The organism is Nocardia sp. NPDC059764, assembly GCF_042732555.1.
Lineage (GTDB): Bacteria > Actinomycetota > Actinomycetes > Mycobacteriales > Mycobacteriaceae > Nocardia.
Map to the genome: position 1 here is coordinate 1 of NZ_JBHWHH010000038.1, position 19,634 is coordinate 19,634.

Here is a 19,634-nt window from a genome sequence, read left to right on the forward strand (position 1 = left end):
GTCATGCGCCGAAGCGGCTGATTCCTACACGCTCTTGTTGAACGCCTTGGCCTCACGGCGGCGGCGGTGCAGGATCGGCTCGGTGTAGCCGTTGGGCTGGGTGGTGCCCTCGAGGACCAGTTCCTTCGCCGCCTGGAAGGCGATGGAGGCGTTGAAGTCCGGAGCCATGGCGAAATACGACGAGTCGCCGGCGTTCTGGCGGTCGACGACCGGAGCCATGCGCTCGAGCGAGGCGATGACGTCCTTCTCGGTGACGATGCCGTGGCGCAGCCAGTTGGCCATCAGCTGGCTGGAGATGCGCAGCGTGGCGCGGTCCTCCATGAGGCCGATGTCCTTGATGTCGGGCACCTTCGAGCAGCCGACGCCCTGGTCGATCCAGCGCACCACGTAGCCGAGGATGCCCTGCGAGTTGTTGTCCAGCTCCTGCTGGATCTCCTCGGCGGACCAGTCGGTGTTCGGGGCGAGCGGGATCTCGAGGATCTCGTCGACGGTGGCGCGCGGGCCGCCCTTGGCGATCTCGGCCTGCCGCTTGAACACGTCCACCAGGTGGTAGTGGGTGGCGTGCAGGGTGGCGGCGGTGGGCGAGGGCACCCAGGCGGTGTTGGCGCCGGACTTCGGGTGGCCGATCTTCTGGACGAGCATCTCGGCCATCAGATCCGGCATGGCCCACATGCCCTTACCGATCTGCGCCTTGCCGGGCAGTCCGGTGGCCAGACCGGTGTCGACGTTCCAGTCCTCGTAGGACTTGATCCACTGCTGGCCCTTCATCTCGGCCTTGCGGACCATCGGCCCGGCCTCCATGGAGGTGTGGATCTCGTCGCCGGTGCGGTCCAGGAAGCCGGTGTTGATGAACACCACGCGGTCCTTGGCGGCGAAGATGGACGCCTTCAGGTTCACCGTGGTGCGGCGCTCCTCGTCCATGATGCCGACCTTGAGGGTGTTGACCGGCAGGCCCACGACCTCTTCGATGCGGCCGAACAGCTCGTTGGTGAAGGCCACCTCGTCCGGGCCGTGCATCTTCGGCTTCACGATGTAGATCGAGCCGGTGCGGGTGTTGCGCAGCGCGGTCGCGTCATTCGCGGCGTTCAGCGCGTGCTTGGCGATCAGGACGGTGATCAGGCCGTCCATGATGCCCTCGGGGATCTCGTTGCCCGCGGCGTCGATGATGGCGTCGGAGGTCATCAGGTGACCCACGTTGCGCACGAACAGCAGCGAACGGCCGTGCAGCACGAGCTCGCCGCCGTCGATCGCGGTGTAGACGCGGTCCGGGTTCATGGTGCGGGTGAAGGTCTTGCCGACCTTGGTGACCGTCTCGGCCAGGTCGCCCTTCATCAGGCCCAGCCAGTTGTGGTAGCAGAGGACCTTGTCCTCGGCGTCCACGGCCGCGACCGAGTCCTCGAAGTCCATGATCGTGGTGACCGCGGACTCCAGCACCAGGTCCTTGACACCGGCGGTGTCGGTGGAGCCGATGGGGGAGGACGGGTCGATCTGGATCTCGATGTGCAGCCCGTTGTGCTTCAGCAGCACCGAAGTCGGGTTGGCCGGGTCGCCCAGGTAGCCGACGAGGGCATCGTTGTCGGCCAGGCCGATCTCGGTGCCGTCCTCGAGGCCGACCACGAGCTCGCCGTCCTCGATCGAGTACTTGGTGGAGCCGACGTGCGAGCCGGTGATCAGCGGCACCGCGTCGTCGAGGAAGTTGCGGGCCCACTCGATGACCTTGTCACCGCGGACCTTGTTGTAGCCCGAGCCCTTCTCCGCGCCGTTGGCCTCGGAGATGGCGTCGGTGCCGTACAGGGCGTCGTAGAGCGAGCCCCAGCGCGCGTTCGCGGCATTGATGGCGAAGCGGGCGTTCATCACCGGCACGACCAGCTGCGGTCCTGCCTGGGTGGCGATTTCGGCGTCCACGTTCTCGGTACCGATCTGGAAGTCGGCCGGTTCGGGACGGAGATAGCCGATCTCGGTGAGGAACTGCTTGTAGGCAGCCTTGTCGTAGCCTGCGCCCGGGTTCGCGCGGTGCCACTCGTCGATCTTGGCTTGGATGTCGTCGCGTTCCGCCAGCAGTGCGCGGTTGCGGGGGGCGAGGTCATTGATGACGGCCTCGGCACCCGACCAGAACGCGGCGGAATCAACTCCGGTGCCGGGGAGGGCCTCGTTCTCCACGAAATCGTGGAGCACCTTGGCAACCTGCAGCCCGCCGACCTGAATCCGCTCTGTCATCTACTGCCTCATTTCGAGAAGCCGGGTGAAAAAGTACGCCCGTCATATTACTCGCCGGTACGGGGCGTTATTCCCCGGCCTCGGCGTGGCGGCCTCGGACGATGGGGGGTTGTTTGTATCGATCGGTACATTTAATGTACTGAGTGGAACATTTTCCGGGGGCGCGACGTGAAGGTGCGATTCATGGGAAAAGCCTTGTCGGGCAAGGTCTCTGTGGTAACGGGCGGCAGCCGCGGACTCGGTCGGGAGATGGTCCGCGCGTTCGCGGCCGCCGGATCCGATGTCGTGATCGCCAGCCGCAAGCTCGACGCGTGTGAGGAACTGGCGCGGGAAGTGCGCGACGCCACAGGGCGGCGCGCCCTGGCCGTGGCCTGCAATGTGGGCGATTGGGGGCAGTGCGAGAAGCTCGCTGACGCGGCCCATGCGGAGTTCGGGCGTGTCGACGTCTTGGTGAACAACGCCGGGATGTCGCTGCTCTACCCCAGCTTGGACCAGGTTTCCGAGGCCATGTTCGACAAGGTGATCGCCACCAATCTCAAGGGGCCGTTCCGGCTTTCGGCGCTCATCGGCGCGCGCATGGCGGCGGCGGGCGGGGGCTCGATCGTAAATATATCTTCGATCGAAGCCGCCCACCCCGAACCGCTCGCGGTGCCCTACGCCGCCGCGAAGGCCGGGCTCGAGACGCTGACCGGGGGTTTCGCCCAGACCTACGGACCGGCAGTGCGGGTCAACACGATTCGCTGCGGGCCCTTCGACACCGATATCGCCAAGGCGTGGCCCGCGCAGATGCGCACCGAACTAGCGCGGCACACCGCGCTCGGCCGCCTCGGCGTCCCCGCCGACATCGTCGGGGCGGCGCTGTTCTTCGCCTCCGACGCCTCCGCCTACTGCACCGGCGCGACCCTGGCCCTGGACGGTGGATTCCGATGACCGCCGCCGTCCCGGCCCGCCGCCGCGGCCGCCCGCCCGCCTCCGCGTCCGGGCCGGGCGAGACCCGGGAGCGGATCGTGGCCGCCGCGCTGGAGTTGTTCGCGGAGAAGGGTTTCCACGGCACCGGCGTCGCCGAGATCGGGGATCGGGCCGGGGTGCAGCGCGGGGCGCTGTACTACCACATCGGGTCCAAGGAGGAGCTGCTGTGGCAGATCCTCGGCGACTACACCCGGCTCATGCTGGGCGAGGCCGAGCAGATCGCGCACGGCCCCGACCATCCGGTCACCAAGCTGCGCAGACTGATCCACTCGCACGTGGTCATGATCATCGCGAACCGCGCCGCCGTCGCCATCCAGCTGCGCGACGTGTCCGCGCTCAACGGTGACCGGGCGCGCGAACTCCAGGTCCTGCGCGACCGCATCCAGCACCTGTGGCAGCAGGTCATCGACGCGGGCACCGCGGTGGGTGTGCTGCGCACCGCCGACCACGTGGTCACCAATGGCGTGCTCGGCATGCTCAATTCGGTGACCTTCTGGTACCGGCCCGGCGGGCAGCACACGCCCGACGAGATCGCCGGCATTCTCTGCACCACCGTCCTGGACGGACTCATCCAACCGCGCAAGACCACGAAAGGCTGACCATGGCTTGGGATTTCGGCACCGATCCGGAGTATCAGAAGAAACTGGACTGGGTCGCGGAGTTCGTCCGGACCGAGGTGGAACCCCTCGACCTGATCTACCCGAACCCGTACGACCGCACCGACCCGGAGATCCGGGCGCTCATGAAGCCGCTGCAGGAGAAGGTGAGGGAACAGCAGCTGTGGGCCTGCCACCTGGGGCCCGAACTCGGCGGCCCTGGCTACGGGCAGTTGAAGCTGGCGCTGCTCAACGAGGTGCTCGGGACCTCGCAGTGGGCGCCGCTGGTGTTCGGCTGTCAGGCGCCGGACTCCGGGAACGCCGAGATCCTCGCGCACTTCGGCACGCCCGAGCAGAAGGCGAAGTACCTGCGGCCGTTGCTCGACGGCGAGATCGGGTCCTGCTACGTCATGACCGAGCCGACCGGCGGGTCGGATCCGACGGCGTTCCAGACCCTGGCCGTGCGTGAGGGCGACGAGTGGGTCATCAACGGCGAGAAGTGGTTCAACTCCGCCGCCGAATTCGTCACCTTCCACATCGTCATGGCGGTGACCGACCCGGACGCGCCGCCGCATCAGCGGCTGTCGATGTTCATCGTGCCCGCCGACACCCCTGGCCTGGAGATCGTGAAGAACTTCACGGTGCCCGGTTTCAGCGAACACGAAGGGCACCTGCGGTTCACCGATGTCCGTATCCCCGCGGACTCGCTGCTGGGCGCGGAGGGGCTCGGATTCATCGTGGCCCAGACACGTCTCGGCGGCGGCCGGGTCCACCACGCCATGCGTACGGTCGCGTTGGTGCGCAAGGCCTTCGACATGATGTGCGAGCGCGCCGTGTCCCGCCCGATGGGCAAGGGCAATCTCGGCGGCAAGCAGATGACGCAGGAGAAGATCGCCGAATCCTGGATCGAGATGGAGCAGTTCCGGCTGCTGGTGCTGCGCACCGCGTGGCGCATCGACCAGGAGCAGGACTACCGCAAGGTGCGCCACGACATCGCCGCCATCAAGGTCGCCATGCCGAAGGTCATGCACGACATCGCCCAGCGGGCCATGCACCTGCACGGCGCGATCGGCGTCAGCACCGACCTGCCGTTCACCGACATGATGACCTACGCGCAGATCATGGCCATCGCGGACGGGCCGACCGAGGTCCACAAGATCACCCTGGCCAAGGAGGTGCTGAAGGGGTATGCGCCCGCGGATCCGGTGTACCCCAGCGGATATCGGCCCATCCTGCGCGAGCAGGCGCGTCAGCTGGTCGCCGAACGGCTCGAACACACCGTCGGCAACCTCTGATCCGGTGCCGGGGCGGGCGACTTTGCCCGCCCCGGTCGCTGCCTCCGTCGAGGGGGGAGCGATCAGTCCGGGCGCGGTTCGATCCAGAGCGCTTCGGAGACGGCGCACAGGTCGCCGCCCGCGGTCGAGAGCGTCACTCCGACAGTGTGTTTGCGGCCTTCGCGCCCCACCACCCAGGCATGGGAGATGTAGTCGTCCCCGGCGTACATCGGTCGCAGCTGGGTCGCGCTGATGGCGGCGGTGAACGCGCCGCTACCCATGTGGGAGAAGGCGAAGGCGGCACGCCCGCCGGGACAGTCGAGCGCCGACCAGACCACCTCGGGCGGGAGCTCGCCGGACTCGTCGGCCAGCCGCGCGTCGGGGGTCCAGGCGGCGGCCATCTCCGGCTGCCCGGGCAACTCCGACGGGAACAGGCGCAGACCCAGGCCGGGCGCACAGGCCAGCCCGCAGCCGTAACAGTCGGTGACCGTCCGATCACCCGACAAGCTGAGCTCGACAGCCGATTTCGCCGCCGTCCACGACGGTGCGGGCCGCAGGTCGAGGGTGAGCGTGGTGGGCGCGGCCTCGACCAGCAGGGTGTCGTCGGTGGCGGTGCAGGCGGCGTGGCCGGGTTCAGGGCGTGACAACAGGATCGGAGTGCCGACGGAGACAGCCCGCCGGAAGTCGACGCGCACGGTGTCCGCGCCGGACCGCTCGGCCAGCAGGCCCGCGAGGTAGCCGCCGAACACGATCTGCGGGTAGCCGTGGATGTGCGCGGGAAGGGTCAGCGCTTGCGCGTGAGTCATCGTCGAAGCCCCACCTTTCCGGCCGCCATGGCCGATCGATCACGACTGACGATACCCAGGCCGCTATCACGCACTCCCGTGAGATTTCACACCCGGCGAGTTGACGCGGAGGCATGGCCGATGACGGGATTCGGCATCTGCCGCTGGTCCCGCGCGCGCCGCTGTCCTGGGTTGCACTGCCACGCCGGCGCCGTTGCGAGGTTCGGCTCGGCTCCGACGGTGGTCGCTCGGGGACTAGCGGCGCTTGCGCTCGCGGACGACGTGGGAACGCAGGCGGGAGATGCCTTTCACGCGGACGCTGCGCAGGTGGCGCAGGGTCAGGTCGGGGTCGGCGTCGAGTTGTGCGGCCGCGCCGTCGTCGGCGAGGACCGTGCCGGGGCGGGCCACGCCGGTGAGGCGGGCGGCGACATTGACGACGGTGCCGTAGAGGTCGCCGAAGCGGGTCAGGACCGGGCCGTACGCCAGGCCGACGCGGATCTGCGGCATCTCCGAGATCGTCTGGGCCGCACGGGCGATCGCCTGATGCATGTCCAGGCCGATGCGCGCGCCGGCGCGGGGGTGCTCGGCGGCGAACATGACCTCGTCGCCGACGTTCTTGATGACCCAGCCGCCGTGGGCGGTGATCACCTCGGTGGTGGTGGTCTCGAAGGCGTCGAGCAGTTCGGTGAGTTCGTCCGGGTCGAGGTGACGCGACAGCCGGGTGTAGCCGACCATGTCCGCGAACCCGACCAGCAACGGCCTTGTGGCGGTACCGGATTCGTGGGCTCGGCTCAGCGCTGCGGCCAGGTGTCGCTGCCAGGCGTAGTCGTGCAGTTCGGCCAGCACCGCGATGGCGTGCGCGGTGGCTTCCCGGCTCGCCTCGGGTGTCGCGCCATTGCCGGCGGCGAGCCTGCCGCCGACCTCGCGGGTGATCAGATCGGCCTGCCACTCGGCCAGGCGCGCCATAGCCTGGCCCATGGTGCGGGCGGCCGCGACCTGGCTCTGCTCATTGGTCAGCGATGCCGCGCTCAGGGCCGCGAAGGCGCGGACCGCGGCGACGTCGTTGTCGGTGAACGCCACCTCGTCGTCACTGGCGGCGGCCGGGAAACCCAGGGCCACCCACAATTTCCGGGCCTGCTCGACGGGCACCCCGGACAGTTCGGCGACCTGGGTGCGGGTGTACCGGCGCGGCCCGCCCAATAGCGACCGCTCGACCACCGCGTCGACGATCTCGGTCGACCCACCCGATTCGATCATGCGGTCAGTACAGCACACGACACGGTCGCGAGGGGCGGTCGGGAATCTCACGACAGCGGTTGGGCATTGCGCTGCGCGAGCATGATCGTCATCAGGCCCGCTTCCTGCGACTGTGAGGCGATCATGCCGCGCGCGGACTCCTTCACCGGACCCGACGCGACCAGCTGATCGGCCGCCTTTGCCATGGCCACGCCGCCGCGGTGATGACGCAGCATGAGCTGCAGGAACAGCACCTCGGCGTCCTTGCCGCGGGCGGTGGCGAGGGCGTCGAGCTCGGCCTGGGTGGCCATGCCGGGCATGGACGTGCCGTCCGCCATCGCCGAATGATCGTGCGCCGCCGCCGAATCCGTGGTCATCCATGCCATCGGATGCGAGGACTGCGGTGCGGCATTGGCCAGGCGCAGCCAGCCGAGCAGGGTGCCGATCTCCAGACGCTGGGCATCGGCGATCTGCTGGGCCAGCTGACGCACCGTCGGATCCACCCCGGAATCCAGGCGCTGGACCATGATCAGGGCCTGCTCGTGGTGCGTGCACATGTCCTGGCTGAAACCGATCTCGACCGGGCTGAGAACCGGTGTGGCGGAATGGCTCTCGGGAATCAGCAGCGGCCGCAGCAGCATTCCGGCGGCGAGCAGGGCGAGGGCGAGCACGGCGATCGCGAGCGACCGCCGTGCTCGATCACGCAGTGGTGCGGGACTTTCCGTCACGACCCCACCACGGAATGCTGGTCGGCGGGCGGGGCGTACACGTCGTCGGCGAGCTGCAGCACCATGAAGCCGTTGTCGTTGCAGGTGGCCCACAACTGGCTGCCGTGCCACTCCGGCGGCGAGAAGCACCAGTCGGTGGACAGGTCGCCGAAGGCCAGCATGCCGGTCCGCGAGGACAGCGCCTGGTTCGGATCGAACTTGCCCTCCAGCATGGCCCGCGCCGCCGACGGGAACTCCATGCCCGGCACGCCGATGATCGAGGCCAGCGCGTGCGGCGAGTTCCACAACTCCAGGTTGCGGCCCTTGCGTGCGGGCGGGTTGAAGTAGGCGATCTCCTTGACGTGGAACGGATCCCGCACATCGAACACCCGGATGCCGGATTCCTCCCAGGCGCAGGCCAGGGCGGTCGGGTCGTTGGGGCGGTCGGCGGCGCAGTAGTGGGCGTCATACGAGAACACCGAGCCGCCCATGGCCGAGGCCATCGCCGAATCCTGGTTCTCCGGCAGGTTGATCTCCAGCTTCAACTTGGCCGCCACCGACGGATTGGTGTCGTCCGAGACGTCGATGAGCTTCACCCCGCCCGCGCCGCCCTCGTCGACGGTGAACAGGTAGGGCTTGCCGCCGTAGGTGACCGGGATGCTGTGCTGGGTCGCCCAGCCGTCGGTCCAGAACACCCGGCCCAGGTGCGGGACCTGCGGATTCGGGTCGCGGCGTTGCACGGCGCTGATGTCGAGGACGGTGAAGCCGCCCAGGGCGGACAGGTACATGCGGTTGCCGTCCGGGCTGATGCCGAACCCGTGCGCCTCGATGCCGGTGAGGCCCTGCCAGATCACGTGCGGGTTGGTCGGATCGGTCAGGTCGACGGCGCTGACGAAGCCGGGGGCGATGCCCGAGGCCCAATAGGTGCGCCCGTCGGGGGAGAAGCCGCCCTCGTGGGTCGTGATCGGCAGCGGCATCATCAGATTCGTGCCCGGGCCGGGGTTCAGCAGTCGCGGGTGCGCGCAGTCGGAGATGTCGTACACCGACAGGAATCCCGCGCCGATGCCGACCGGAACGCCGGTGCCCACCAGCAGTTTCCGTTCGGCATTGACCTTGAGCGACTCCCAGGTGCCCGCGAGCATGGCGGGCTCGGTGAGGCTGCCGGTCTCCACCGGATTCGCCGGATCCGACACGTCCAGCACCTGCACACCCTGGGCGGGCCCGAGGATATTGCCCGGGAACAGCGACCCCGTGTAGGAGCAGTGGTCGTAGGTGGTCGAGGTGATGCCCGCGCCCTTGCCGACGTACCCGCCGACGAACGACATATTGCACCGATACCCCAGCGTGCTGCGCCCGCTGTTGCGGTCGTCGGCCGGAACATCGCCCTGCATACCGGTTTCCGGCAGCGAGTCCGGTCCGCAGTCGGCGCGCGGCACCGACGTCCGTCCGACATCGAGGAACTGCTGCACCTGATTGGCGATATCGGACTGCAGATCCGCCGACGCCCCGTGCATGGGCAGCACGGCCGCCCCCATCAGCGTCACCGCCAGCACCACGGCGGGCTTGGACCGCCGGATACTCGTGAACCGCCCCATCGCGGTACCCCCGTCTTCTTGCGTGCTCGACCGACAGTGACCAGAGGCACAGTTCCTGTGCGATGTGGTCACGGTTACATCTCGAACGCTAACTCATAAACTGACCGCTCGGTAGATCTGGAGCGAAAATTGTCTGTGACAGTCGCTGCCAGTCGACGCTCGGGGCCGCTGCGCGCATCCGAAACCCGTTGCCGCAGTGGTTAACACAGCCGGTCGCCCAGTCGATCTCGAAAGGCTGCGATGATTCGACGACAGAGGTGGGCGATGCGCTCTACGGGATTCACGATGCTCTTGGCCTGCGCGGTGATCGCGGGCGTCACCGGCTGCACTGATGGGGCCGCCCCGACCGCGACGCCGAGCTCGGCGATCCCAGCCGTCTCACCCAGCGCTGGTAGCCCGAGTACCGGAAACCCAGGCGCCGCCCCCACCGGGAACCCCGCGCCCGCCGACACCCCGATCGCCGCCTGCGCCCCCGGCCAGGTCGACGTCACCGCCACCGGCCTGGGCGCGGCCATGAGTCACCACGGCATCACCCTCACCTTCTCCATCGCCGATCCCGCGCAGGCCTGCACCCTGAAGGGCTATCCCGGGCTCGACCTCACCACCTCCACCGGTGAGGTCGTCCACGCCGAGCGCACCACCTCCGGCTACATGAGCCCGCAACCCACCGGCGACCCCGAACCCACCGTGGTCGTCAAGTCCGGTCACCCCGCCAAGGCCATCGCCGAATCGGTGGCCTGTGGTGTCTACGGCAAACCCGAACCCAAGGTCGTCAAAACCCAAGTAACCCCGCCCAACTCGACCGACACCCGAGTGGTGGACGAGGCGCTCGACACCTGCAACGTGAAGATCCACCCGGTCACGGCCTAACCGTGCGGGGCTGCGTCATCGTCGGTGGTCACTGGACGGCCATCATGTACCGCAAATTCTGAGCACACGGTGGACGCGATCGGGCGCATACTCGAACGATGCACACCGTTCTGATCCTCGGTGCGGGGTTCGGTGGGCTCGAGCTCGCTGCGGGTCTGTCCGGGTCCGTACCGGACGAGGTCCGGGTGACCGTGCTGGATTGCTCCGAAGGATTCGTCTTCGGCTTCGCCAAGCTGGACGTGCTGTTCCGGGGGCGCACCGTCGACGAGGTCCGGATTCCCTACGACACCATCGACCTCCCGGCCGTGGAGTTCCGGCGCGAAACGGTCACCGCCATCGACCCCGTCCGCCGCACGGTCACCACCGATCGAGGCGGGTACGCGCCGGACACGCTCGTCGTCGCGCTGGGTGCGGAGTACGACTGCGCCGCCACCCCCGGATTCGTCGACGACGGTCACGAGTACTACTCGCTCGCGGGCGTCCACCGGCTGCGGCGACGCCTCGACGCCTTCACCGGCGGCACCATCCTGATGTCGATCCTGAGCGTCCCGTTCAAGTGCCCGCCGGCGCCGTACGAAGGCGCGCTGCTGCTCCACGAGGAGCTCGTGCGACGCGACCTGCGCGAGGCGACCCGCATGCGACTGATCACCCCGATGGACTCACCCATTCCGGTGTCGCCGAGCTCCGATACCGCGATCCTCGGCGCACTCGCCGACCGTGGCATCGAGTACGCGCCCGGAACGCGGGTGCGTGCCCTGGACCCGGCGATGCACACCGCGTCGACGCGGGCCGGAGATCTGCCCTACGACCTGTTCATCGGCATTCCCCGGCACCGGGTTCCGGAGGTCGTTCAGGTTTCCGGACTGACGGCCGGGGGAGTGGACGGCTGGATCCATGTCGACGCGGCCACCCTGGCCACCCCCTACCCCGGGGTGTACGCACTGGGCGACTGCGCCGATGCACCCGTGCCCCGCGCGGGCGCATTCGCCGAGACAGCGGCCCGAACCGTCGCGGCCGACATCATCGCCCGCCTGCACGACAGTCCCCGCGACGGCAGGTATCTGGGACGGGGTACATGCCACATCGAGTTCGGCGGGGGCCTCGTCGGGAAAGTCGAGGCGGACTTCCTCTCCGGCCCAGCACCCATCGCCCCATTCCTCGGGCCATCCGCCGAATTCGCTGAGGAGAAAGCCGAATTCGCGGCCGCTCGGCGGCGGCGCTGGTTCGGTTCCTGACTCCGCGGGACCGGTGCGGCGGACATGGTCCCCGCCGGATTCGTCCGGTCCGGAAACTCGGAAAAGTGGTGTGACCGCGTCTTTTTCGATGGTTCGGAATAAATGCGTGGTGGATCGGGGGTATCAGGTTCTACCTTCGAGATCGGCGGTGGGAGAGACCGCCGATCTGTACTGGGGGAGAACTTCATGACCGACACCTTGTTCGCTGACGTGTCCACTTTTCAGGCGCCCGTCAACGACGACTATCCGTACGAAGTCCTGTCTTTTCGCAGCAATGACGGCACATTCCGCGACGACCACTTCGCGCGCAACTATCGGTGGGCCACCGCCGCAGCCGATTCCGGGCGACTGGCGTGCTTCATCGTCTATTTCTACTGGCGTCCGAATTGGCAGGAGACGGTGCGGACCTGCATCGACATGGTCGCCGAGGCGGGGGGACCGCATCCGCGGATGATCGTGATGCTCGATGTCGAACAGGGCGGCAATCCGTCCGGCGACCAATCCGACGGGATCAATCGCGCCTATTGGGCGGCCGCCGACTGGCTCGGTGATCCGCGCCGGGTCATCGGGTACGCCAATGCCTCCGACTTCGCGTCGATGTGGCCCACCCGGCCCGAGGGGCTGCGTGTGGTGGCGGCGGGCTACGGCAACGATCCGCAACTGCCGGGACAGGTCGCGCATCAATACACCGACGGACAGGGGTGGGGTGGCGGACTGCCCGAGGGCTGCGACCCGTTCGGGCCTTGTGACATGAACAGCGCCGACGGTTTGTCGCCCGACGAATTGGCGGCCGCCTGCGGAATCGTCACCGCGCGAACCGGAGTGCGGTCATGATCGACGTTCTCATGGTGCCCGGCACATTCTGCCCGCACGGCGGTGACAACATCAGCGAGGAGTTCCTGCGCGACCTGGACCCCGCGGAATTCACCACCCGCATCGTCGACTATCCCGCCGAGTACGGCAGCCCCGGCACCTACGCGGACAGTCGCGCCGCGGGGCGTGAGGCGCTGCTCGGCGCGATCGGTGCGAGCCCGAATCCTGTTGTCCTGGGCGGGTATTCGCAGGGCGCGCAAATCGCGGGCGATGTCGCGGCCGAGATTTCGGCCGGAGAGCATCCCGAACTGGATGTGCGCGGTGTGGCGTTGATCGCCGACCCGTCCCGTCCGCGCGGTCGGTGCGTCGGTATCGACCCGGGCGGCTGGGGGATCTCCGGCGAACGGGACACCGGCCTGCCGACCTGGTGGGTCGCCGCCGCCGGCGACCCGATCACGTCGCTCCCGGCGGGAAACCCCTTGCGCAGCTTGGCCGATATGACCGAGTTCTATTCGCTGAGTTCCCCCGAAACCGCCACGCGCTGGGCGCAGCACATGATCGACACCGCGACGAACCGCAGCATGCAGCCGTGGTGGAACGTCGATCGATGGCAGGACTGGGGCGGGGCGCTGGCCTGGATGAAGGGCTACCTCACCGACGGCCGGCACACCACCGCCTACCTCGCCGAGGGCCACTGCAAGGCGCTCGCCGCCGCTCTGAACCAGGAGCTGCCGCGATGACCGACCGCACCGCATCGTGGCGAGGAGGATTCGATGCCGTTCCTCGGTGAACAAGCCGTGGTCGTCGAGGAGGTCGACGCGGTCCGGTGGCGGTTGCATGCACCGCTGACCTACCGCGCGGCCGCCGACACCTTCAGCGTGCCGGTCGGTTTCATCACCGACTTCGCCTCTGTCCCCAGGTCACTGATCTGGCTGATCCCCCGCTACGGCGCCTACACCCGCGCGGCGATCCTGCACGACTACCTGTGCGAGGTCGCTCCCGTCGGCCGCTCCGACGCCGACGGCATCTTCCGGCGTATGCTCCGCGAATGCGGCGTCTCCACGCCTCAACGCTGGATGATGTGGGCCGCCGTGCGTTTCGGCGGACGCATGGCGGGTGCCGGAGTCCGCGAATGGCTGCGCTTCCTTCTGATCGCGGTCCCCGCCGTGGCATTCCTGGCGGTCCCGTTCCTCATCGACTGCCTGTTCCTGCTGCTGTTCCGGCTCTGCACGGCACCCGCGACGGAAGCGCCTCGGATCACTGTGGCCCGAACCGGCTTCGCCACGCTCGCAGGGCCGCCGGAGACAGATGATCCGCCGTTCGCGCGAACAGCTGATACAGAGAAGCTCCGTGCATAGCCGCGAGTTCGGTGTTGTGCGCCATGACATCGAACTCGTTGGCGGCGGTGATCTCCAGGAACGCGTGTAGCGCGTCGTCGTCCACGTCGTGTTCCCGGCCGGTGAACCGGTCGGTGAACACGGTGGGCGTCGCGCCCAACCGCGGATACACCGCGGACCGGTCACAACTGCCGTACAGGTAGACCAGTTCCTCTGCCCGCGAACCGATCAGGGCGGCCAGCGTCGCCCGCTCCGACACCTCGAGCAGCGACCGATCGAATCCGTCGGTGCCGTACATCGCGTGACAGAGCCCCGCGTACTGGACATCAGCGTCCGCGCCCCACCGCGCCAGCAGGTCGGCGACCCGCGCGAGATGCGTCATCAGTGTGCCCCCGGGGTGCGGAATCCGGTCCGCGCCGAGATCACGGAGGAAAAGTTCGACCTGTTCCCGCTCGACCGCCACCACTCCAACCTACCCGCGGCCGGTCGCGATGATCAGCGGCAATCATGAGGGTTCGGACTGAATGTGACCCCTCGACTTGTTCCGGGAGCCTCTCACGGTCATCTTGTGTGACAGAAGTATTCGGAATGTGTGAAGGATGTGTAGTGAAGCTCCGTCAGAGTGGACGTCTCGCCGTGGTGGCGTTGGCTGTCGTGACCGTGCTCGGTCTGTCGGCATGTGGCAGTGGTGAGAAGCACCCGGGCCACACGCCCGCCAAGTCCTCGACGTCGAAAACGGCCTCCGGACAGGCGTACCCGCCCGCCCCGTCCGCCACGGAGTTGAACACCGCCATGCAGAAGGTCCTCGACCCCGCCGTCCCCGACGCCGAGAAGCTCGACCTGATGCAGGGCATGCAGGCCGACCCGAGCCTCCCGACCCGAATCATCGAGGCCTACAAGCAGAACAACGCCTCCATCACCGTCACCAACGTCGTCGACCTCGGCAACGGCACCCTCACCGCCGACGCCCAGGCCGCCATCGGCGGTGGCGCTCCCCAACAAGCCGTCGTCCCCTTCGTCGCCGAAGACGGCAAATGGAAAGTCCAGAAAGACTGGATCTGCAACCTCCTCTCCCTCGCCAACCAAACCTCCCCGGCCTGCGGCTGAACCGGCTAGCTGAGCAACCGGGCCGGGCACCGGGCCCGCCCCGGTCTCACGCCTGGGCGTCGAAATCCGCGAGGGCGCGGGCCAAGTGCAGGTTGTCGACGTCTCGCACCGGGGTGAGGCCGGGCATGTGCTGACGCCCGCCGCGGCAGGCGTCGAGAAGCCGGGTGTGCACCGCCCAGGTCACCAAAGGTGGTTCGGAAAGCAGGGAGAGTAGCGGTTCGATCCGGTCGCCGAGTCGGGAGACCGCCTCGGCGCGAATGTTCTCGCGGAGGTCGGTGCGGGCCAGGTCGATCAGGCGGTCGTCGAGGTCGCCGGGTGGGGTGGCCCGAGCAGGTCGGCCACGGGAGCGATCCACTCACGGATCGCCGATTGCTCATCCTGGAACTCGCTCAACAGGTCGACTTCGGAAGCCTGTGCTGTGCTAGCCCTTTCGCTGTCACCCCGGCCGATCTCGTGGAGCAGCCGCAGCATGGCCCTGCTGTAGTAAGAGCGCAGCGTATCGATGGCGGCACACGCGGCAGCGGTGTCGCTGTCGACGGCGACCCGAGTGCCTTATCCTCGCCAGACACCTCTCGCCGATGCCATCGATTTTTACCTGCTACCAGTGGGTGCAACGCGCCGCGACAAGAGCCTCGGGCTCAGTCGCGCACTGTGGCGGGGAAGACGGCGTAGGTGCCCAGGGCCTTGGCGACCAGGCGGCCTGCGTTTCGGATTTCCGATTCCAGGGTGATGACGCGTCGGCCTCGGTTGATCACGCGGGATTCGCATTCGACGACGCCGTCGCGGACGGCGGCGAGGTAGACGATTTTGATCTCGATGGTGGCGCAGGATTCGCCCTCGGCGAGCACGCAGTACACGGCCGCGCCCATGCCCTGATCGGCCATCGAATACATCGCCCCGCCGTGCAGCACGCCGTGCGGGTTGAGGTGCTGGTCGGCGACGGCGATCCGGCAGACACTGCGTGCGCCGGGCTGATCGAATTCGACCATATCCAAACCGATCAGCGCGCCGAAGCCGCCGTCGAGATTCACAGGTTTCGTCATATCGTCGGGAGCTTACGCCCCGGACCGCGCGGGCTGAGTCGGCATAGCCGCGTTGGGCGCATCGAAGCTCGAGGCTACTGCCGGTCTCTCCGTCGCGGCCTGGACGGCTGTGCTCCAAGTTGGCCGAACGCGACCATGACCCCACCTATGGCGAAGATCGCGAATCCTGTTTGTCTGTCGCTGTTTGTGGCGCTGTGGTTCATCGATGCCATCATGAAGAAAAAGCCGGAGAAGGCGATGATATAGCCGATCCAGATGAGTACTCGCGTCCAGTGCGGAGCCCTGGACAGGTCATCAGGGTCTGGGATGTCGACGTTGTTGTTGACGGTTTGGTGGTTGTCCCTGCCGACGGCGAAACCGGTGTGCACGGTCTGGGACACGGTGTGCGTCGAGTTGTCGATGTGTGCGATCCATGACCGTCCGTCGAGGCTGTCGAGCCTTCGCTGGATGTCACTCAGTTCCTGAGCGAACTTCTCGTCGGTTGCCGCTTCACGGGTGATTGCATCGGCAACCTGGTTGCGGGCCCTGACACTGTCGGGGTTCTCACGTAGCTGTGAGACAGATTGCCGCCCGATCTTCCGGCTCACGGCGCCTTCATGTCGAGTTCGCGGGCGGCGCAGGCCAGGTCGAAGGCGTCGAACAGGAGGTCGGAGGAGATCGAGGGGGTGAGTTTGTAGGCCCACTTGTAGATGCCCATGTTGGCGTGCGGGCCGCCGTCGGCGGCGCTCCCCAACAGGCCGTCGTCCCCTTCGTCGCCGAAGGCGGCAAATGGAAAGTCCAGAAGGACTGGATCTGCAACCTCCTCTCCCTGGCCAACCAACCTCCCCGGCCTGCGGCTGAGTCAGCGGCTGGGACCGAGTGGACTGCGGCGCGACCACCCGCGACGGTGGTGCGCTAGAAGCGCACCTGTCGTTGGGTGTTCGCGACCGCGGTGACCGAAGAGACTCCGAGAGGGCCGAATTCGTCGTACAACGTCGCCGAGCCGACCGCGATGCCGTCGGCTGAATGCTGACCGTTGGATTCCAGACCCAATCCGTCGGATACCGGCATCCGGAACAGGTTCATGGTGACGTCGACATTGATGAACGGCACGTTCTCGCCATCCCAGTTGGTGACGAAGCTGGTGGCCTCCGCGAGCGTGGCGACTCGGATGAAAGGTGTGGCCTTCTCCCCTCGAACAGCGGGGAGCATCGTCGGCGTCCAGATTCTCTTGCGAGCGCTGTTCCGGTGGTCGGAGAAGTCGGCCGACCAATCGTTCGGATGATCCGCGCTGCTCAGCAGCGGTGACATCGACTCCCCGCCGGAGCTCGCCGCGCCTGGGCGAGAGAATTCCACGCCGGGTGTCCAGGCTCGACCTGCTGTTCGGTCATCCTCCCGAGGCCGAACGAACAGTCCGGACGCCCGTATCACGACATCGTCGGACTGCTTCAGGTCCAAGTGCACCAACGCGACTCGCGTACTCGACCGAACCAGATCGACCCGGGCATGGATCGAGTCGAAGGTCGTCATCTTGACGAAATCGATGGTGAGACGGCACCCGGCTGGTTCGAACGGGCAGCAGCGTTCCAACTCCCGCGCGACCAACGCCGTCAAACCCTGCCCGCCGATCGTGTTCTGCCCCCAGGGACCACGAGCCGCTTCGAGTGGAACGAACGCCTCTCCCGCCGCATCGAAGAACCCAACCGGCGACTCCGAGTCCTGTGACATGTTGCGCCCCTCCCTGTTTCACTCGCGCATCATGGCGATACCCGCCCCATGCTAGAACGAGTTCTATGGCGGTCGTCGCGCGCGCGTGTCGATGCATGGTGGCGGCGCGCGGGCGGAGGACGTCCCGCGATGACTGCTGAGTGACAGTGGGTTTCACCGGATAGCAGCTCTCGTGCGGGGCGGCCGCTGCCTCGGACGGCCACCTCGCTCGAGCATTGCTACGTCGTGCGCGTCAGGGTGTTTTGGTCGCCTTTCCGATCTCGGCGAGACCGTCGACAAGGGTGTGGCCACCCAGCTGTTCCCATCCATTGCCGGTAATGCCCATGAACTGGATCTCGAGGTCCCTGACCTGGTCGGCGATCCGGGAGGGGAAGGAGACCTGGGGTGGGCCGGGCGGAGGCGCGAAGCCGTCGATTGCCAGCTTCTGGCCGATGGCGGCGACGCCGTCGACCAGCGTCCGCCCGCCCAGCTGCGGCCAGCCGGTGCCGCCCACACCCATCAGCTGGATCCACACGTCGGGGATCTGGCCCCCGGCGCCGGTCGGGAAGGGCACGTTGGTCGCACCGGTGGGTGCGCCGAAACCGGTGATCTTCAGCTTCTGGCCGATGGCGGCGACACCGTCGACGAGAGTGTGGCCACCGAGCTGCGGCCATCCCGTTCCCGGTGTGAAGTCCTCACCGTCGCCGAAGAATTGGATCCACACGTCGCGGACCTGACCGTCGACGCCCGCAGGGAACGGCACATTGACCGCGGCGGTGGGAGCCGCGAAGCCGCTGACCTTCAGCTTCTGGCCGATCGCGGCGAATTCGTCGACGACGGTTCGTCCGCCCAGCTGCGGCCAACCCGTTCCGGGTGTGTTGTTGCCGCCGTCGCCGAAGAGTTGGATCCACACGTCTCCGATCGGCAAGGTGGGCATCGGGGCCGCGGTAGCCGAGGTATAGCCCTTCGGCGGGATCAGTGTCGCGAGCTGATCGAAGCCGATCCAGTACCCGTACGGGCTGAATCCGCTGTCGGCGACCCACACCGCCCGCGGGAACGCGCTGTCATAGCCCATCAACGCGATGTAATGGAACACTTCACCGCCGCCGTAGACGGGCGATACCGAACCCTTGACGCCTTGCGGATAGTTGTTCGGCGGGGCATCGATATTCGCGATCACACCGAAGCCGGCGTCGATCGAACCGACGATGTCCTTCCACAACCGATCCTTCTGGGCGCCGGTCGGCGGATCGTCGTGCATGTACGTGTCGACATACTTCGCGGCGGGCAGAATCCTGTTCAGCACCGGAGTGATCAAACCGACGTAATCGGTCCCGTTCTCGGTGGTCCCGATCTCGGTGGCCAAATATTGCTCGGAGAGATTCACCCCGCACGAATTGCACACGACCTGGGTCGCGGCCGGACCGCACCAGAAGAACCTCTCCTGCGGGACGATCGACCTGTCGTAGGGGAGTTCCTTCTCCGTCGGTTCCCCACCCGGCGCTACCGAAGCCAGCCGGTCATAGATCTCCTGGGCGTCGGCCATGCGTTCGTCGTACCGATCGGGGAACGCCGACCGCTGCACTTCTTGGGCATACGAACCGGGTGAATCCGGACCGTTGTAGTCCAGCCTCGCGAGTCGTTCGTAGAACAGCCCCGCCGACGTGGTCGGGTTCATGCAGGTCGCGCAATCAGCCCACCAGTACTCGCCGTTGTCGCCCTGCCGGATTTGTTGCTGGAACACGCCCACCGAGTAGCCGTCGGTCCCCACGGCATCGTGTTCGAGCTGCATGGACTCCGGCACCGCGGGATTCGCGTAGATCGTCAAGTTCGACTCGACGAGCCCTGTCGCCAGTGCGATCACGATGCCGCGCTGACTGATTCCGCGGCGCTGCCCCTCCGCGATAATCGCTTGGGCGACTTGATCCCGTGTCATAGCTATGCCCCTCCTATGTCGAAAGCAGATGCGCACCCTTCGAGAATTCGCGTGATCGCGAAAAGATTCGGTTGCGTGCGTCGCCGAACGAGCATTCTGAATAAACGGCCCGCATATTCCGTTTATTGGGCTGCATTTCGAGGTGGGGCAGCACCTCGGAGTCCCCGTGATCCCCCCGTCGTTCGTGAACGAGGCCAGTCGGTCTTCTAATTGGGTACGGGCACGTGC

General features: G+C 67.2%; 21 protein-coding genes and 1 pseudogene. 9 read left to right on the forward strand and 13 right to left on the reverse strand.

Annotated elements, in window-relative coordinates:
• Positions 1–24: 24 nt before the first annotated feature.
• The gene (locus tag ACFV4K_RS11180) at positions 25–2,217 is read right to left on the reverse strand and encodes a malate synthase G (protein ID WP_379273978.1); all 2,193 of its coding nucleotides are present in this window, start codon (positions 2,215–2,217) and stop codon (positions 25–27) included.
• A 183-nt stretch (positions 2,218–2,400) separates the two neighbouring features.
• On the opposite strand from ACFV4K_RS11180, the gene ACFV4K_RS11185 reads away from it, so the two are divergent.
• From ACFV4K_RS11185 to ACFV4K_RS11195, 3 genes are read left to right on the forward strand one after another with little or no spacing between them, the layout of a single operon-like run.
• The gene (locus tag ACFV4K_RS11185; RefSeq protein WP_379273980.1) at positions 2,401–3,147 is read left to right on the forward strand and encodes an SDR family NAD(P)-dependent oxidoreductase; all 747 of its coding nucleotides are present in this window, start codon (positions 2,401–2,403) and stop codon (positions 3,145–3,147) included.
• The gene (locus ACFV4K_RS11190) at positions 3,144–3,785 is read left to right on the forward strand and encodes a TetR/AcrR family transcriptional regulator (RefSeq protein ID WP_379273981.1); all 642 of its coding nucleotides are present in this window, start codon (positions 3,144–3,146) and stop codon (positions 3,783–3,785) included. The genes ACFV4K_RS11185 and ACFV4K_RS11190 overlap by 4 nt, the downstream gene beginning before the upstream one ends.
• A gap of 2 nt (positions 3,786–3,787) precedes the next feature.
• The gene (locus ACFV4K_RS11195) at positions 3,788–5,077 is read left to right on the forward strand and encodes an acyl-CoA dehydrogenase family protein (RefSeq protein WP_379273983.1); all 1,290 of its coding nucleotides are present in this window, start codon (positions 3,788–3,790) and stop codon (positions 5,075–5,077) included.
• Positions 5,078–5,139: 62 nt separating this feature from the next.
• On the opposite strand, the gene ACFV4K_RS11200 is transcribed toward ACFV4K_RS11195, so the two are convergent.
• The 4 genes from ACFV4K_RS11200 to ACFV4K_RS11215 form a co-directional block, all read right to left on the reverse strand.
• A complete protein-coding gene (locus tag ACFV4K_RS11200) occupies positions 5,140–5,862 on the reverse strand; it encodes a PaaI family thioesterase (protein ID WP_379273984.1) in 723 nt (240 codons plus the stop codon).
• Positions 5,863–6,096: 234 nt separating this feature from the next.
• Positions 6,097–7,098, reverse strand: coding sequence for an adenylate/guanylate cyclase domain-containing protein (locus ACFV4K_RS11205; RefSeq protein WP_379273986.1), 1,002 nt, complete (start codon positions 7,096–7,098; stop codon positions 6,097–6,099).
• A 47-nt stretch (positions 7,099–7,145) separates the two neighbouring features.
• Entirely contained in the window at positions 7,146–7,718 is a 573-nt protein-coding gene (locus ACFV4K_RS11210; RefSeq protein WP_379274058.1) for a DUF305 domain-containing protein, read from the reverse strand.
• A gap of 83 nt (positions 7,719–7,801) precedes the next feature.
• Positions 7,802–9,379 carry an LVIVD repeat-containing protein gene (locus ACFV4K_RS11215; RefSeq protein ID WP_379273988.1) on the reverse strand — a complete coding sequence of 526 codons (1,578 nt, stop codon included), beginning with the start codon at positions 9,377–9,379 and terminating at the stop codon, positions 7,802–7,804.
• A 264-nt stretch (positions 9,380–9,643) separates the two neighbouring features.
• Here ACFV4K_RS11215 and ACFV4K_RS11220 point away from each other — a divergent pair, with 264 nt between their 5' ends.
• From ACFV4K_RS11220 to ACFV4K_RS11240, 5 genes are all read left to right on the forward strand, one after another.
• Positions 9,644–10,249 (forward strand): DUF4232 domain-containing protein, encoded by a 606-nt coding sequence (locus tag ACFV4K_RS11220; protein ID WP_379273989.1) that lies wholly within the window; start codon positions 9,644–9,646, stop codon positions 10,247–10,249.
• Positions 10,250–10,347: 98 nt separating this feature from the next.
• Entirely contained in the window at positions 10,348–11,484 is a 1,137-nt protein-coding gene (locus tag ACFV4K_RS11225) for an NAD(P)/FAD-dependent oxidoreductase (protein WP_379273991.1), read from the forward strand.
• A 186-nt stretch (positions 11,485–11,670) separates the two neighbouring features.
• The gene (locus ACFV4K_RS11230) at positions 11,671–12,318 is read left to right on the forward strand and encodes a hypothetical protein (RefSeq protein WP_379273993.1); all 648 of its coding nucleotides are present in this window, start codon (positions 11,671–11,673) and stop codon (positions 12,316–12,318) included.
• Positions 12,315–13,037 carry an alpha/beta fold hydrolase gene (locus tag ACFV4K_RS11235; RefSeq protein ID WP_379273994.1) on the forward strand — a complete coding sequence of 241 codons (723 nt, stop codon included), beginning with the start codon at positions 12,315–12,317 and terminating at the stop codon, positions 13,035–13,037. Before ACFV4K_RS11230 ends, ACFV4K_RS11235 begins: the two co-directional genes overlap by 4 nt.
• A 33-nt stretch (positions 13,038–13,070) precedes the next feature.
• Positions 13,071–13,655 (forward strand): DUF1353 domain-containing protein, encoded by a 585-nt coding sequence (locus ACFV4K_RS11240; protein WP_379273996.1) that lies wholly within the window; start codon positions 13,071–13,073, stop codon positions 13,653–13,655.
• Here ACFV4K_RS11240 and ACFV4K_RS11245 read toward each other — a convergent pair.
• On the reverse strand, positions 13,555–14,097 hold the full coding sequence (locus tag ACFV4K_RS11245) for a DUF6817 domain-containing protein (protein WP_379273998.1): 543 nt from the start codon (positions 14,095–14,097) through the stop codon (positions 13,555–13,557). The two genes, ACFV4K_RS11240 and ACFV4K_RS11245, sit on opposite strands and share 101 nt — an antisense overlap.
• 143 nt (positions 14,098–14,240) lie before the next feature.
• Between ACFV4K_RS11245 and ACFV4K_RS11250 the strand changes: the two genes are divergently transcribed.
• Entirely contained in the window at positions 14,241–14,741 is a 501-nt protein-coding gene (locus ACFV4K_RS11250) for a hypothetical protein (RefSeq protein WP_357085102.1), read from the forward strand.
• Between the two features lie 46 nt (positions 14,742–14,787).
• Here the strand turns inward: ACFV4K_RS11250 and ACFV4K_RS11255 are convergent, their stop codons facing one another.
• The 7 genes and pseudogenes from ACFV4K_RS11255 to ACFV4K_RS11285 all read right to left on the reverse strand — a co-directional run bounded on the left by ACFV4K_RS11255 (position 14,788) and on the right by ACFV4K_RS11285 (position 19,406).
• Positions 14,788–15,096: a hypothetical protein gene (locus tag ACFV4K_RS11255; protein ID WP_379274000.1), complete on the reverse strand. Its 309-nt coding sequence runs from the start codon at positions 15,094–15,096 to the stop codon at positions 14,788–14,790.
• 283 nt (positions 15,097–15,379) lie between these two features.
• Positions 15,380–15,784, reverse strand: a complete 405-nt coding sequence (locus ACFV4K_RS11260; protein ID WP_379274001.1) for a PaaI family thioesterase — start codon at positions 15,782–15,784, stop codon at positions 15,380–15,382.
• A gap of 74 nt (positions 15,785–15,858) precedes the next feature.
• The gene (locus ACFV4K_RS11265; RefSeq protein WP_379274003.1) at positions 15,859–16,371 is read right to left on the reverse strand and encodes a hypothetical protein; all 513 of its coding nucleotides are present in this window, start codon (positions 16,369–16,371) and stop codon (positions 15,859–15,861) included.
• Positions 16,368–16,517 carry a hypothetical protein gene (locus ACFV4K_RS11270; protein WP_379274004.1) on the reverse strand — a complete coding sequence of 50 codons (150 nt, stop codon included), beginning with the start codon at positions 16,515–16,517 and terminating at the stop codon, positions 16,368–16,370. Before ACFV4K_RS11270 ends, ACFV4K_RS11265 begins: the two co-directional genes overlap by 4 nt.
• Positions 16,518–16,678: 161 nt before the next feature.
• Complete coding sequence (locus ACFV4K_RS11275) at positions 16,679–17,074, reverse strand: hypothetical protein (protein ID WP_379274061.1); 396 nt, start codon at positions 17,072–17,074, stop codon at positions 16,679–16,681.
• 108 nt (positions 17,075–17,182) lie between these two features.
• Positions 17,183–17,491: pseudogene (locus ACFV4K_RS11280) on the reverse strand (acyl-CoA thioesterase domain-containing protein); the annotation flags it as partial.
• Between the two features lie 232 nt (positions 17,492–17,723).
• Positions 17,724–19,406 carry a C39 family peptidase gene (locus tag ACFV4K_RS11285; protein WP_379274005.1) on the reverse strand — a complete coding sequence of 561 codons (1,683 nt, stop codon included), beginning with the start codon at positions 19,404–19,406 and terminating at the stop codon, positions 17,724–17,726.
• Positions 19,407–19,634: the final 228 nt, after the last annotated feature.